Consider the following 14,365-nt stretch of genomic DNA (forward strand, 5'->3'; position numbering starts at 1 on the left):
AGTTCAAGCCCGTCTCATGTTTGGTGTCTTTGAGGGATTTTTCGGTATCTGGGCCATCATCGGTATTGGCTACTGGGCTGCAAAGAAGAACATCTTCGGCCCTGAAGGGCGAATGATCCTCAACCGGCTTACGTTCTTCATTGCCTCCCCGGCCCTGCTGTTCACGACCATCGCCGGTGCCAATCCCCAGGAAGCATTAGGCTCCCAGCTGTTCATCGCCGGCATCTCAGCCCTTTTCGTGTTCGTGCTTTTCCAGTTGCTCTCCCGCTGGTTCTTCAAACGCTCCGCGGCCGAACGAACCATTGGCGCGATGGCGGCTTCCACTGTGAATGCCGGCAACTTGGGGCTTCCCATTGCGCTGTATGCGCTAGGTGATATTTCCCTTGCGGCCCCGGTCGCGCTATTCCAGATGGCCATCATGACTCCGGTCTCGCTGTCGATGATGGAAAAAGCGACAAGCACTCGGGAAGCGGGCAAGCGCAGCGTATTAATCCGGACCCTGTCCAATCCGATGATTATCGCCTCGGCCGCCGGGTTGGCCTGTTCAATTTTCCACTGGATGCCACCGCAGCTGATATTAACTCCCATCGAGTTGCTGGCCGGCGCGTCCATTCCGGCGATGCTTCTCGGCTTCGGCATTTCTCTGGTTGGTTCCAGGCCATTGCAGAAGGCAACGCAGCGCCGGACCGAGGTATGGACTGCGGTAGCACTGAAGCTGGTGATTCACCCGTTGTTGGCATGGGCACTGGCGGCCTGGGTTTTCCGGCTTGATTCCTCGGGGCAATACATTGCGATCATCATGGCCGCTCTGCCCACCGCACAGAATATTTTTGTCAATGCCGACCGCTACAACGCCGGCATCGCCATCGCCAAGGACACCGTTCTGGTGACCACGATTCTTGGCATTCCGGTGATGCTGGCTTTTGCGGGGTTGCTGCATCACTAGCCGCTCGAAGACCGCGATGCGCGCAGAGTCCGATCAGGACTTCTCAGGAATGGGAGTTCCTTCGACGTTCTCCAACGAGTCAATGAAGATCTCCCGCAGACGCTGCGCCGCAGGATTCACCGATCCTTCTTCCCAGGCAATAAAAATGTCGGAATGGTTCAAATCCTGGAGTCCGTCGGGGCCTGTGAGTTCCTCGAACACCACTCCCGGCGGAGCAAAGTCCATCGCGCTGGCCGGTACCAGGGACACGCCCAGTCCGGCGGCCACCAAGGCCAGAAGCGCTGGTATCTGGCTGGCAATCTGTGTGATCGTCGGTTTGGTTCCAACGGAGTCAAAGAGCCTGATCACCAGATCGTAGAAGTATCGGGCTTCATTCGTTGAATACATCATCAGAGGCAGGCCCACCAGCTCCTTGATGAGTACGCCTTTGCCCGTAACCAGGTGATGTCCTGAAGGAAGAGCTGCCACCAGGCGGTCCTTCTTCACCAAGCACGATTGAACCCCTGCCCGGCTCACCACGGGACGCAATAAGCCAACATCGATATTTCCGCTGCTCAATGCATCGAGTTGGTCAATAGAGACGGCCTCGCGCAATACCAGCGTCACCTCTGGCAGGTGGCGTGCCGCGGTCGAGAGCAATGCCGGTAGCACCGACTGGCCCGCCACCGATGTGTACCCGACAACCACCGTTCCGGAATCCCCGGTCGAGACTCGTGAGACTTCAACGCTGGTGCGCCGGCTCAGCTCCAAGAGCCTGCGCGCATTGGGCAGCAAGACTTCTCCGGCGGTTGTGAGTTGCACGTTGCGGGAGGTCCGGGTGAAGAGCTTGGCTGAGAGTTCGCGTTCCAGCAACTGGATCTGCCGGCTCAACGGCGGCTGAGTCATGTTCAATCGTTCGGCAGCAGCGCCGAAGTGGAGTTCTTCAGCGACGGCTACGAACGACTCCAATTGAATAAGCGAAAACATCAATGCTCTCCTTGAATCGTTGATTGCATAAGTTAGCTTGGACAGGTATCGATAGGGGCTTCTAAAGTGATTCTAGACCTAGAGAACCAAGGGAGCCCTCCATGCTGGATGCAACGACGCACCATGTCTCCACCGAAGAGCAGCACCGCCGCAGGGCGTCCTGCCGCATTCAAGAAATCGCTATCACGCCGGTAGCTTTTGCCGATCCGCCATTGCTGAATTCGGTGGGCGTTCATGAACCTTTCGCGCTTCGGGCCATCATTGTCGTTCACACCGAAAATGGACATTACGGGCTAGGCGAAACCTACGGGGATGAAACGCACGTGGCGCGACTGCGCCGGGCTGCCGAGGAACTTATCGGCGCTGATCCATTTAATCTGAACCTCATCGCCCGGTTGGTATCCCAGTCGCTAGCTCAGGACGACGGCCAGGGCGGGCACGGCACCGGCGGCATGGTCACCACGACATCGCTTGATGACAGGGTGCTCTCCGCATTCAACGTTGCCTGCCTCGATATCCAAGGAAAGATCCTCGGTCTGCCCGTGTGCACTCTGCTGGGAGGAGCCGTGCGAGATCACGTGGATTTCAGCGGATACCTCTTCTACAAGTGGGCCAATCATCCAGGCCAGGAACCCGACCGCTGGGGCGCCGCCGAGGACCCGTCAGGCATAGTCTCCCAAGCCCGCACCATGGTCAACGACTATGGCTTCCGAGCCCTGAAGCTCAAAGGCGGGGTCTTCCCGCCGGATCAGGAAGCTGACGCCATCGAGTCATTACATAAAGAATTCCCGGACATTCCGATGCGACTGGATCCCAATGGAGTGTGGAGCGTGCCGACAGCTATCGAGGTCGGACATCGCTTGGAATCCTCTCTTGAATATCTTGAGGACCCTTGTTTGAGCATTGCAGATAATGCTGCGGTGCGTGCCGAAATCGCGTTGCCGCTTGCCACCAATATGTGTGTGGTTGCCTTCGACGACCTGCCGCCGGCCATAGAAGCCAAAGCCGTGGACATCGTGCTGTCTGACCATCATTTCTGGGGTGGGCTTAGCCGATCGAAGCTGCTCTCCGGGATGGCAGAAACCTTCGGGCTGCGGCTTTCCATGCACTCTAATTCCCACTTGGGAATCAGTTTCGCCGCGATGATCCATTTGGCCGCTGCCACCGAGAATATCGACTACGCGTGCGACACCCACTGGCCCTGGAAGCGCGAAGAGGACGACGTGATTGTCCCCGGCGTACTGAGCATTCACGAAGGCCGAGTCAAAGTCCCCACCGCGCCAGGGCTTGGCATCGAGTTGGATGTCCAGGCATTAGAGCGCATGCACCAGCAGTATCTGGACTGCGGCCTGCGTCAGCGCAACGACACCGGTTACATGCAATCCATCGACCCCAGCTACGAGCTGGAGAGCCCGCGATGGTAGACGCACTCAAGATCGTGGTCACCGATCCAATCGTGAGCCGCTTCGAATCCCGCTTTCGCGAAGTGGCGGCTGGCTTCGAATGGCATTTTGTGGCCGATCTGCCGGCAATAGAGCAATCATCCCGCATTGCCGAAGCCGACGTGCTCATCTGCTCCAAGCTCTCGCCCGAAGATGCGCAACGATGCCAGGCACGGTTGGTGCATGTCACCGGCTCGGGAACAGATCGTGTTGCTTTGCAGCAGCTCCCGGCAACCACCAGCATTGCCACCACCTCGCATCACGAACGCTCCATCGCCGAGTATGCACTGATGGCCATCCTTGCCCACGAACGTCGCCTGTTTGAAGTTACCGCCGAATTGCGCGAAGGCACCTGGAAGACGGTGGCCACCGACCAGTCAGCGCCAATGTTCCGCACGTTCAAGGACCTGACAGTCGGTTTCATCGGGTTGGGCGGAATTGGCGCACAGACATTAGCTGCCGTCTCAGCTTTGGGTGCGAAAGCTGTTGCCGTCCGCCGCAATCCGTCAAGGTCTTCAGAAACCGATCAGAACCTGGCGTGGGTCAAGTCCATGGAGCATCTGCCTGAGCTCTTGGAATCCAGTGACGTTGTAGTTCTCTGCCTTCCCCTGACAGATGAGACGCGCTGCCTCATTGGCGCGGAGCAACTCGAACTAATGCGCAATGATGCGCTCCTGGTGAATGTATCGCGTGGACCGATCATTGATGCCCAAGCGCTTATCGCCGCCTTGGAGCAGCGGAGCATCGGCGGAGCTGCCTTGGATGTATGGTGGGATGCGCCCACCGGCACTCAAGCACCCGAGCTGACACGGCAGCTCGCTGCCAATCCACGGGTGATCGCTACCCCGCATTATTCTGGACATGCCCGGAACACTTTTGAATCCAGAGTGGACGAGATCTGTGAAAACATCCTCGCCTTCGCAGCTTTGCCCGGATCCCTATCCGCAGCGCCTGCAGCCGATAGCTGAGCCGAAAGAACCATTAGCACCGGGAATTCACAAATGCCGATTCGTGCCGAATGAAATTCTGTCATGGGACTGTCCACTCCATAGAATGGTTCCCATGCAAGATGAAAAGCTGCTGCACATGGTTGAAGAAGAATTCACCGCCATACTTTTGCACGCTCGGGATATGCTCCTGCGCCGCGCCAAGGCCGTGCACCCCGACCTTCAGGCACCTGGCTATCGGGTGCTGGCGCTCGTCATCCGCGATGATGCCCAGCAGCAAGGAGCACTGGCAGAAAAGCTTCGCTTGGACAAGGCCACGATCTCTCGGCTGGTTCAGCATTTGGAATCGCTGGGGCTCGTCACTCGCACTCAAGACCCTTTCGACGGCCGGGCACAACTTGTCTCCGCCACCCCGCTGGCACACGAGAAGTGGAAGGCCAGCGGCAACACCCTACGCCAGGAGCTTCGCCGCCAACTCACCGAATGGGAACCTGACGAGCTGCAGAACTTCGGCGTGCTCTTGCACCGCCTGAACATCAGCTTCGACGAACTCGCATAGCGGGGAAGCTACTCCATCAGCGCCAGGAAATCATCTGCGCTGAGCGCTGCTGGTTGGCCCGCCTGGGCATTGTCCCCTAGGACATCGTTGAACAGCTGGGTCTTCTTCGCTTGCAGCGCCAAGACCTTTGACTCAATGGTGTCCTTAGCGACCAGACGATAAACGTAGACCGGCTTCTCTTGGCCAATGCGGTGTGCGCGGTCAATGGCCTGGGCTTCAGCCGCCGGATTCCACCATGGGTCCAACAAGATGCAGTAGTCAGCAGCGGTGAGGTTGATGCCAAACCCGCCAGACTTCAGCGAGATGAAGAAGACCGGGAAGTCCCCATCGGTGAATCCCTCGATCAGTTCCTTGCGCTTGGCACCACTGGTCGAACCATCCAGATAGCCGTGATCAATGCCTAGTTCTACGGCGATATCCTTCGCCTTTGTCAGGAAGCCGGTGAACTGGCTGAAGACCAGGATCTTGTGTCCCTCAGCCACAGCATCGCCCATCATTTCACGCAGCAACTCTAGTTTCGCGCTAGCGCCATCCCCTTCGCCAACCAGCGACGGGTCCAAAGCCAGCTGACGCAGCAGGGTCAAAGATTGCAAGATCTTGAACCTGTTCGAATCAACGTCGTCCACTAGACCGAGGACTTCCTGGCGCACGCGCTGGAAACGGCGGTCATAGGCTTTGCGGTGGCTTGGTTCCAGTTCCACTTCCAGGATCTGTTCGGTCTTGGCAGGGAGTTCTGGCACAACTTGTTCTTTTGTACGTCGAAGTACGAAGGGACGCAGACGGCTCTTGAGCCGATCCAGCCGTTCTTTGTCCCCATCTGCGATCTGCTTTTGGTAATTGTCTTTGAAGGCGTTTTGACCGCCCAGCAACCCGGGAGCAGCCATCGAAACCAGAGCCCACAGTTCCATCAGGTTATTTTCCATCGGGGTGCCGGTGACCACGAATTTGCATGGAACCGGCAGCTGCCGAGCTTGCTTGTACCCCTTGGAAGTATGATTCTTTAGCTGTTGCGCCTCATCCATGATCATGACGGAGAAGCCGGCGGCTTCGAATTCCTCATAGGACAGCCGGAAGATCGTATAGCTGGTCACGATCAGCTGGGCATCGCCCAACTGATCAGCTACTGTTTGGCCGGCTTTCTTGGCTGTCGAGGTAATGCCCCGCGTTTTGAGGTTCGGGGTGAATCGGTGGGCTTCATTGATCCAGTTGCCTACGACCGACGTCGGAGCCAGGACGAGGAACTTCTGATCTGGATTCTCAAGGCGGGCCTGTTCGAGACAAGCCAGCAATTGGACGGTCTTGCCCAGCCCCATGTCATCTGCGAGTACCCCGCCCAACGAGTGGGTACGCAGGAAATTCAACCATGAAAGCCCCTGTTCCTGGTATGGGCGAAGGTTCGCTTTGAAGCTTTCGGGAAGCTCCACCATTTGAAGTTCTTCACCGCGGCTGAGCTCATTCATGTTCTGCAACCACTGGCTATGCTGGGCTTCGATGATGCCCAGATCCAGCAGCTCGTGCCACCAGTCAATGCTTAGCTTGTGGACTCGAATCGTATTGCCTTCGACTTTGCCTAGTTCGCCAGCTTCTGCGATCAGCTGGCGCAGTTGCGCGAAGTCTTCACTCGCAATGGGAATGACCGTCATGTCTTCAAGGACCAGGTAATCCAATCGCAGAGTGAGTGCTGCCAGCAACAACGCGAAGGGCACCTTGATGTCATCGATGGTGACTTCGACCGTTAGATCAAACCAGTCGCCGGAGTTTTCACCTGCCTCGATAGAGACTGTTGCCGGCGTATCAAGGATCCGATATCTAGGCAGCTGATTCTGCGCTTCGATGAGAATATCTGGGTGCTCTTCAAGTAACGGCAGGGTGTAGACCATGAAGTCGATGGACTCATCGATGGTCAATTCACGATCCTCGTAAATCCCCTGGGAGTTCACCTGACCCAACGCCGAGTCGTCACCCAATTTGTCCTTGATTGAAGCCAGGATCTCTTTTTCGACGCTGCGCTGCTTGGTCGCTTTGGGCGCGTACTTCCACGAATAGTGCAGGTTCACCGTTTCGGCAGTGCTGGAAACTCGCAGCCGCAACACCGGGCGAGGAGGCTCGGGAATGACGTAAGAAACGTCAGCGCTTTTCAGAGGTGCCAATGCCCTCATGCGATCCAGGTGAGAATCTTCGAATCGTTGGACGTCGGTTGACGGAATGAACTGCACACCAGAAGCGATAAAGGTCGCCAGCTCGCCCGAAACGGGCTCGGCAAATTCGGCTAGTCCCCAGTCCTTGGATTTCTCCAGCGGTTTCGACGAATACGCCAAAAGAGTTGGCGGGTTGCCGATAGGCAATAAGTGAGTGTGCTCCTCTTCAGGTCCTCTGAGGATGCCTTCTACCGTCAACCCGTTCTCGCCGCGACGCATATCCAGGTAGGCCTGAGCCTGTACCTCGCTGAAGTTCACTTCAGCTTTGCCCGAAGTAGCACCATTGATGATCGCTACGCCAGCGTCCCGAAGCTCTCCAAATGCGGCTATCAAGTCCTTGCCGGGCACTTCCATCAAGGAAATCCAGTCCTTGGCTTCCCAGAAATGGCCATACTTCTGCTTTTCTGCGTGCTCTCGCATACGGTTCAGTTCAATTACGGCTCGGCGCTGTTCCCTAGGGAAATGTTCGTCAAAGGCTACTGATTTCCAGCTCACACCGGACTGCACCCAAGGACTCTTGCTTCCCCGCTTAGCTGGGCGCGCTTGAAGAGTCAGCAGGTCGTCGCCACCATACCGAGGCGTTCTGAGAATCTTCAGGATCAGACCCAAAGGTTCTTCAATAATGTCTATTTCGTCCTGGGGCACCGGCAACAGTCGGTTAAGGTTTCGCTCCCACTGAGGTACTGCATTGCGACGCCACGCGTATGGGTCCGATTCGACGTCAGAAACGATCAGTGGATCATCCTCGTCACTGAGGACCTCTAGGAGTAAAGCCGCCACCTCTGCGCAGCTATTTTCGGAAGGATGCCCTGAGCAAAATCCTTCAAATTCAATGCGATCCCCCGCAATGTGGAAATTCGCCACCACTTCGAGACCTGCGACCAGGCCGGTGACGCCTGAACTGCCAACCCTTTGGTATCGGTCAACGTCTTGAACGAGACCCGCTTTGTGATACATCCGTCCAGCACGAAGTTCATCGTCAGACACCAATAAGTCCAGAGAGCCAAAGTTCAGCTGGAATTCCATCATCGCCATCCAAAAGTAGTGCGTTAGAGCGGATTGCTACCCTCCATCCTATCGATGCATAGGGACAAGACAGCCATGACGAAACGTTAAGTGGATACTTTACCGAGCCCGCTGTTAGCGGATAAAAAGGAACTACTGAATCACGAGTTCCACTCATCAAGGCCCTGGCTGAGTGGACGGCAACCCTTGAGCCATTGTGCGGGGTGCCCCAGGTGACGATTCGACGCATCTTGAAATCCAAGATCGTAAACGATGGCGCCCCCTGCGCCAGAAAGGGGATGACTCCCCCATGTCTCACGCAACAGCAAAACTCTCAGTAGCCGAGGACCGTTCACAGCGCCTTCAAGAAGCAGGTGCAGGTTGGGGCGAACGGATTTCCGCCGCACCGCATAGCGCCGCGTTGACCTTTACGGTCCAGGGCGAAGGCTTTGATTCGGTTGCCAGCAATATCCGCGCCGGCAAGCACACCTTCACCGTGGACGAACCGGCAGCGCTCGGTGGCAGCGACATCGCGGCCAGCCCAGTGGAATACGCGTTGGCGGCCTTGGTCTCCTGCCAGGTAGTGGTCTATCGGCTCTACGCTGAGAACCTGGGAATCCAGGTTGACGATGTCCAGATCACCGCCGACGGGCAGCTCGACGTCCGCGGGCTCTTCGGCATCGATCCTTCCATCCGACCCGGATTCTCTTCGGTGGATCTGAAGGTGCAGATTGCTGGCCCGGAATCCGCCGAACGCTACGAGGAATTGCGCCAGGCAGTAGATACACACTGCCCGGTGCTTGACCTCTTCGCCAACCCGGTGCCGGTCACCACCTCGGTGCAGCTGATCGAAGCCAGCTAGCCCAAGCTGGATACAGCAATGCACTGTGGCGGCCATTGATATTAATGGCCGCCACAGTGCACTTTGCGCCTAGGGAAAACTACTGTTCCAGGAAGTTGAGCAGCACCTTGCCCGAGGTCGAGGAGTCCTTGGCGGTTTCAAAGGCTTCAAGTCCATCGGCTACCGGGAACTCATGGGTGACGGCTGCCCCGATCTGCAGGGAGCCGTCGGCCAGGGCTTCGAGCACCTGATCGATTTCGCCGTTGAAGCGGAAGGATCCGACTAGTTCCAGTTCCCGAGTGATAGCCAGTGAAATCAGCGCAGGCTGTTCGCCGGAGGGCAGCAATCCGACCATGACGACGCGCCCGCCGCGCACCGCACCGCGGACCGCTGATGCTAAGCCGCGGTAGTTGCCGCTGGCCTCGATCACCACATCCGCGTTGACTTTGGCGATGGCCTCCTGGTCATCGGCGCGCAGGGTGGAGGTGGCGCCCAGTTCCCGGGCGATGGCCAGTGGCTTCTCGTGCATATCCACTGCGATGATCTCGCTGGCACCGGCACGCTTGAGCACTGCCACCGCGAGCGCGCCGATGGGGCCGGCGCCAATGACCAGGGCCTTTTTGCCTGAGACATCTCCGGCACGCGAGACTGCATGCCACGCCACCGCTGCCGGTTCGGCCAGTGCGGCGTCGCGCAGCGAGAGTCCCCCAGGCAGTTCGCGCAGCATGCGCGTTGGCAGGTTCACTTCACGGGCAAAAGCGCCTTCGGTATGCGGGTAGCGGGCGGCCGAGCCGAGGTAGGTGCAGCCCGGGGAAAGGTTCGGGCGATCTGCCGGGTATGGTTCCCCGGTGTCCACGGGGGTTGCCGGGTATGGTTCCCCGGTGTCCCCGGGGGTTGCCGGGTGCACGGCGATCTTGGTTCCGGCCGCTGGTCCGCTGCCATCGGCGGCGGCTTCGATGACGGTTCCCACAATCTCGTGTCCGAGCACCATGGGCGCCTTGAGGATGGATTCCCCGGCGGCGCCATGGCTCCAGTAGTGCAGGTCCGATCCGCAGATGCCGCCGTAGGCGATGGCGATGCGCGCTTGGTCGGTCTTCGGAGCTGGCACATCGATCTGCTCGATGCGCAGGTCCCCGGCGGCGTGGGCGACCACGGCCAGGGCCTTGGTGGAAAGGCTGCTAGACGACAACGCTCATGCCTCCGTCGATGAAAATGGTTTGCCCGTTCACATAGTTGGACCCGTCGGATGCCAGCCAGACGGCCGGGCCGGCCAGGTCCTCGACGGTGCCCCAGCGGGCGGCCGGCGTGCGTCCGAGGATCCACGAGTTGAACTTCTCGTCGTCCACCAGGTTCTGGGTCATCTCGGTGTGGATGTAGCCCGGGGCGATGCCGTTGATCTGCAGACCTGCGCCAGCCCACTCGGCGGTCATGGCGCGGGTGAGGTTGCGCAGGCCACCCTTGGCTGCGGTGTAGGCGGAGATGGTCGGGCGGGCCAGGTCTGTTTGCACCGAGCAGATGTTGATGATCTTGCCTTCGCCGCGTTGCACCATGCCGCGGGCAACTTCGCGCCCCACCAGGAAGGCGCTGGTCAGGTTGGTATCGATCACGCGCTGCCAGTCGGCAACTTCTAGCTCCAGCATGGGAACTCGGTGCTGGATGCCGGCGTTGTTCACCAGGATTCGGATGGCGCCAATATTCTTTTCGATGGCTGCGATGTTCTCGCGTACGGAGGCGTCATCGGTGACGTCAAAGCAGACGCTGTGGATTTTTTCGGCGCCGTAGCGGGTGGCGAATTCAGCGGCGGTTTCGGCCAGACGCTGCTCATCGCGGCCATGCAGGATGATCGTGGCGCCGGCATCGGCCAGGGCGCGGGCAAGTTCGCGGCCGATGCCGCGGGAGGACCCGGTGACCAGGGCCAGTCGTCCGGACAGGTCAAAAAGTTGGCTCATGAATTCCCTCGCATGAAAAGTCGATGGTACATCGACGGGAACTCATCACCGGTGAAAACCAGCTGTGGTATCCGAATTTCAGCCCCGTCGCTTCTCCAAAACATATCAGATATATGGGGTGCAATGGGCAATAAAGTCCGACTTATTATGTTGTTACTTCTACTTCTGCTTCTATATCTACCGGGTCTGCGAGTAGAACCAGGTGATGTGCTCTTCGAGCAGCTGGGCGGCGCGCTCGCGCTGCCCCGTGGCAAAGGCATGGTGGATGGCCTTGTGCTGGCGGCGCAGCACCTTGACCACCGGTTGCCAGGATTCGTCGTCCGGGATCGACGCGGCAACATATTCGCTAATCGAGTTGCGCAGGGATTCCATCATGGATTCGACCACCGCGTTGCCCGCCATGGATGCAAGCAAAACGTGGAATTCGGCATCGATGCGGTGGAAGGATTCGCGGGAGAGCTGCGCATCATCCATGCGCATGATCAGCACCGCGGTCCGGTCAATGACCTGCTGGGCATGGATGGGGTCACGCGGCGTCATCTGGGCCGCCCAGGTTTCCAGCAGGATGCGGGATTCGACAATCTCGCGGACGTTGATGCCCTTGGCCGCCAGGTGCAGGCGCAGCGCCTGGGAAATCCCGGCCGAGGGGTTGGAGATGATCACGGCCCCGGAGTTGGGTCCGGAGCCCGTGGAGGTCTTGATAATGCCCATCACGTCAAGGATGCGGATGGCATCGCGCACCGAGGCGCGGGAAATCCCATGCTGCTCCGCGAGCGCACGTTCGCCGGGAAGCTGGTCCCCCACGGACAACTTCTCGGTACGCAGATCTTCCTCAATGGCCTGAAGCACGATCTGGTACGCACGCGGAGCTGGGTTAATTGGCATCGGAACTATTTTAGCTGTTTAGCACCCTATGGAAGCATCCATGAAAGCACCGGGGTGGACTGCAGGTAGACCAGGGCGCACAGCACCAGCAGCATGCCCACCGACCATCCGGCGACCTTCTTCAGGATCACCGACTCCTGGCCTTCCATCTTCACGCTGGTTGCGGCGATGGCCAGGTTCTGCGGGGAAATCAGCTTGCCGACCACGCCACCAGAGGTATTGGCGGCCACCAGCAAATTGGGATCGATTCCGGCATTCACCCCGGCGGTCTGCTGCAGCTTGGCGAACAGCGCGTTGGCCGAGGTATCCGAACCGGTCACCGCGGTGCCGATCCAGCCGAGGATTGGCGAGAGGAAAGCGAAGAACCCTCCGGTGCCAGCCAGCCAGGTTCCCACGGTGATGGTCTGGCCAGACAGGTTCATCACATAGGCCAGGCCGAGCACCGAGAGGATGGTCAGCGCGGCGAAGCGCATGCTGTAGATGGTCTTGCCGACCTCGGACAGGCCCTCGCTGAAGGTCATCGCGTACTTGCCGCCGGCGGTGTTGCGCGAGTAGACGAAGGCCACGATCACGCCGGTGATCAACAGCAAGGTGCCCGGCGAGGACAGCCAGGAGAAGGTGTACATGGTCGAGGAAACGGCCTTGCCGCTGGCATCCACCACCTGCCCGTGCAGGCCGGGCCACCCGAACTTGATGTCGGTGCTCGCCAGCCATGCCGGGATATCAATGCCCAGCTTCCACAGCTTGGCCAGGCCGAAGATCAGGATCACCAGCAGGTAAGGGAACAGCGCCATCCAGGTGTTGGCCTTGTCCAGCTTGGTACCGGTCTCGACCGGCAATGCGGCGGCTTCGGCGGTCAGCACGCGTTTGCGGGCCTCGGCAGCGCCCTTGGGAGTCCAGAAGCGCAGCAGTATCACGGCGGCGGCCAGGCCAACCAGCGAAGCGACGATGTCGGTGAGTTCGTAGGAGAAGTAGGTGGAGCACAGCCACTGGGCAATACCGAAGGAAATGCCGATGGTCACCGTAGCCGGCAGCACCTGGCGCACACCGCGCCAGCCATCGAGGATCAGCACCAGGATGGTGGGAACGAACAAGGCCAACAGCGGGGACTGGTGGCCGACCACGGCGCCGATTTCCTTGGCAGGGATGCCGGTCAGCGCGCCTGCGGTGGTGATCGGGATGGCCACTGCGCCAAACGCTACCGGTGCGGTATTGGCAATCAGCACGGCGCAGGCCGCGCGCAGCGGCGAGAGGCCCAGGGCCAAAAGCATGGTCGCGGTAATGGCTACCGGAGCGCCGAATCCAGCCAGCGCCTCGAGCAGCCCGCCGAAGCAGAACGCAATCAAGACGGCCTGGATGCGCACGTCTCCGCCGCCGATCACGTCGAAGACGCGGCGCAGGTCTTCAAAGCGTCCGGACTTGACGGTGACCTGGTAGAGGAAGATGGCCATCACCACGATCCAGACGATCGGGAAGGCACCAAAAACCATGCCCATGGCCCCGGCGTTCAGGGCCATGGCCACCGGCATCTTCCAGCCGAGAATGGCGACAATGATGGCTACTGCCAGCGATCCCAACCCGGCCCAGTGGGCCTTGGTCTTGATCACTGCCAGCAGCACAAAAAAGGTGACAAGAGGAATGAGCGCGATCAGCGCAGAGATCGCAACACTTCCTGCTATCGGTTCAGTAGAGGGAGTAAACACGGTGTGGGCGTCCTTGCTCGAGTATTGGTCTGACCATATGTGGTCCGACCACCAAGGGTACAAGGGTGAGTGGCATCACAACAAGTCTTGACTATTGCAAAATTTTTCGCATAGTATGGTCAGACCACACATGAAAGAGTCTTTTATCATGCGAATCGCCCTCTTTGCCACGTGCATAGTCGATGCCATGTATCCGGAAACGGCCAAGTCGACAGTGAGAATCCTGGAACGCTTGGGCCACGAGGTCATTTTCCCCAAGGCGCAAGCCTGCTGCGGGCAAATGCACATGAATTCCGGCTATATGCCAGAAGCGCTGCCCGTCGTCGAAAACCACATCAATGCCTTCGACACCGACGACTACGACGTCGCGGTCGCCCCTTCCGGCTCCTGCGTCGCGTCCATCAAGCACCAGCACCCATACCTGGCGCAGCGCCTGGGCAAACCGGAATTGAAGAACCGCGCCAAGGCTGTTGGCGCCCGCACCTATGAGCTGACCCAGCTGCTGGTGGACGTTCTGGGCATCAGCAACGCGGCCGAGCAGCTGGGCAGCTACTTCCCCGAAACCATCACCTACCATCCCTCCTGCCACGGCATGCGCTCGCTGGGCCTGGGCGACCGCCACCTGGATCTGCTCAAAACCGTCGGCGGCATCACCGTCAACGAGCTTCCCGAAGCAGACCAGTGCTGCGGTTTCGGCGGCACCTTCTCGATCAAGAACGCAGACGTCTCCTCGGCCATGCTCGAAGACAAGGTCAAGAACATCTGCTCCACCGGCGCCTCGGCCTGCTCCGGCGGGGATGCCTCCTGCCTGATGCACATCGGCGGCGGCCTCTCGCGCACCGGCGCCAAGCCGAAAACCCTGCACCTGGCCGACATCCTGGCCAGCACCATGGAAGAGACGGTGTCACTGTGACCCAGGTATTC

12 protein-coding genes and 1 riboswitch are annotated in these 14,365 nt (G+C 59.2%); of the genes, 6 read left to right on the forward strand and 6 right to left on the reverse strand.

From position 1 onward, the window contains the following. Positions 1-16 precede the first annotated feature (16 nt). A complete protein-coding gene (locus AC6CHO_RS14985) occupies positions 17-946 on the forward strand; it encodes an AEC family transporter (protein ID WP_498216121.1) in 930 nt (309 codons plus the stop codon). Between the two features lie 33 nt (positions 947-979). Here the strand turns inward: AC6CHO_RS14985 and AC6CHO_RS14990 are convergent, their stop codons facing one another. Further along, on the reverse strand, positions 980-1,912 hold the full coding sequence (locus AC6CHO_RS14990) for a LysR family transcriptional regulator (protein ID WP_498216123.1): 933 nt from the start codon (positions 1,910-1,912) through the stop codon (positions 980-982). 101 nt (positions 1,913-2,013) lie between these two features. Between AC6CHO_RS14990 and AC6CHO_RS14995 the strand changes: the two genes are divergently transcribed. From AC6CHO_RS14995 to AC6CHO_RS15005, 3 genes are all read left to right on the forward strand, one after another. Then, entirely contained in the window at positions 2,014-3,336 is a 1,323-nt protein-coding gene (locus AC6CHO_RS14995; RefSeq protein ID WP_498216125.1) for an enolase C-terminal domain-like protein, read from the forward strand. Next, entirely contained in the window at positions 3,330-4,322 is a 993-nt protein-coding gene (locus AC6CHO_RS15000) for a 2-hydroxyacid dehydrogenase (protein ID WP_498216126.1), read from the forward strand. Before AC6CHO_RS14995 ends, AC6CHO_RS15000 begins: the two co-directional genes overlap by 7 nt. Before the next feature lie 94 nt (positions 4,323-4,416). Next, complete coding sequence (locus tag AC6CHO_RS15005) at positions 4,417-4,860, forward strand: MarR family winged helix-turn-helix transcriptional regulator (protein WP_498216128.1); 444 nt, start codon at positions 4,417-4,419, stop codon at positions 4,858-4,860. An 8-nt stretch (positions 4,861-4,868) separates the two neighbouring features. Here AC6CHO_RS15005 and AC6CHO_RS15010 read toward each other — a convergent pair whose 3' ends face one another. Continuing rightward, entirely contained in the window at positions 4,869-7,478 is a 2,610-nt protein-coding gene (locus AC6CHO_RS15010; protein WP_498216130.1) for a DEAD/DEAH box helicase, read from the reverse strand. Between the two features lie 744 nt (positions 7,479-8,222). Then, positions 8,223-8,342: riboswitch (SAM riboswitch) on the forward strand. A gap of 31 nt (positions 8,343-8,373) precedes the next feature. On the opposite strand from AC6CHO_RS15010, the gene AC6CHO_RS15015 reads away from it, so the two are divergent. Then, on the forward strand, positions 8,374-8,925 hold the full coding sequence (locus AC6CHO_RS15015) for an OsmC family protein (protein WP_498216132.1): 552 nt from the start codon (positions 8,374-8,376) through the stop codon (positions 8,923-8,925). Positions 8,926-9,004: 79 nt separating this feature from the next. Here AC6CHO_RS15015 and AC6CHO_RS15020 read toward each other — a convergent pair whose 3' ends face one another. The 4 genes from AC6CHO_RS15020 to AC6CHO_RS15035 form a co-directional block, all read right to left on the reverse strand. Continuing rightward, the gene (locus tag AC6CHO_RS15020) at positions 9,005-10,093 is read right to left on the reverse strand and encodes an L-idonate 5-dehydrogenase (RefSeq protein WP_498216134.1); all 1,089 of its coding nucleotides are present in this window, start codon (positions 10,091-10,093) and stop codon (positions 9,005-9,007) included. Then, a complete protein-coding gene (locus tag AC6CHO_RS15025; RefSeq protein ID WP_444662013.1) occupies positions 10,083-10,853 on the reverse strand; it encodes an SDR family oxidoreductase in 771 nt (256 codons plus the stop codon). The genes AC6CHO_RS15020 and AC6CHO_RS15025 overlap by 11 nt, the downstream gene beginning before the upstream one ends. A 177-nt stretch (positions 10,854-11,030) precedes the next feature. Next, positions 11,031-11,738 (reverse strand): FadR/GntR family transcriptional regulator, encoded by a 708-nt coding sequence (locus AC6CHO_RS15030; RefSeq protein ID WP_498216135.1) that lies wholly within the window; start codon positions 11,736-11,738, stop codon positions 11,031-11,033. 26 nt (positions 11,739-11,764) lie between these two features. Continuing rightward, complete coding sequence (locus AC6CHO_RS15035; protein WP_498216137.1) at positions 11,765-13,441, reverse strand: L-lactate permease; 1,677 nt, start codon at positions 13,439-13,441, stop codon at positions 11,765-11,767. Positions 13,442-13,589: 148 nt separating this feature from the next. Between AC6CHO_RS15035 and AC6CHO_RS15040 the strand changes: the two genes are divergently transcribed. Then, entirely contained in the window at positions 13,590-14,354 is a 765-nt protein-coding gene (locus AC6CHO_RS15040; protein WP_498216139.1) for a (Fe-S)-binding protein, read from the forward strand. Positions 14,355-14,365: the final 11 nt, after the last annotated feature.

The sequence above is a fragment of the Glutamicibacter sp. GQ173 genome (genome assembly GCF_059759215.1).

Coding starts and splice junctions, on each gene's coding strand:
- AC6CHO_RS14990 (WP_498216123.1), bottom strand. CDS start 1,912: ATGTTTTCGCTTATTCAATTGGAGTCGTTCGTAGCCGTCGCTGAAGAA.
- AC6CHO_RS15030 (WP_498216135.1), bottom strand. CDS start 11,738: ATGCCAATTAACCCAGCTCCGCGTGCGTACCAGATCGTGCTTCAGGCC.
- AC6CHO_RS15025 (WP_444662013.1), bottom strand. CDS start 10,853: ATGAGCCAACTTTTTGACCTGTCCGGACGACTGGCCCTGGTCACCGGG.
- AC6CHO_RS14995 (WP_498216125.1), top strand. CDS start 2,014: ATGCTGGATGCAACGACGCACCATGTCTCCACCGAAGAGCAGCACCGC.
- AC6CHO_RS15000 (WP_498216126.1), top strand. CDS start 3,330: ATGGTAGACGCACTCAAGATCGTGGTCACCGATCCAATCGTGAGCCGC.
- AC6CHO_RS14985 (WP_498216121.1), top strand. CDS start 17: ATGTTTGGTGTCTTTGAGGGATTTTTCGGTATCTGGGCCATCATCGGT.
- AC6CHO_RS15010 (WP_498216130.1), bottom strand. CDS start 7,478: ATGCGAGAGCACGCAGAAAAGCAGAAGTATGGCCATTTCTGGGAAGCC.
- AC6CHO_RS15040 (WP_498216139.1), top strand. CDS start 13,590: ATGCGAATCGCCCTCTTTGCCACGTGCATAGTCGATGCCATGTATCCG.
- AC6CHO_RS15005 (WP_498216128.1), top strand. CDS start 4,417: ATGCAAGATGAAAAGCTGCTGCACATGGTTGAAGAAGAATTCACCGCC.
- AC6CHO_RS15015 (WP_498216132.1), top strand. CDS start 8,374: ATGTCTCACGCAACAGCAAAACTCTCAGTAGCCGAGGACCGTTCACAG.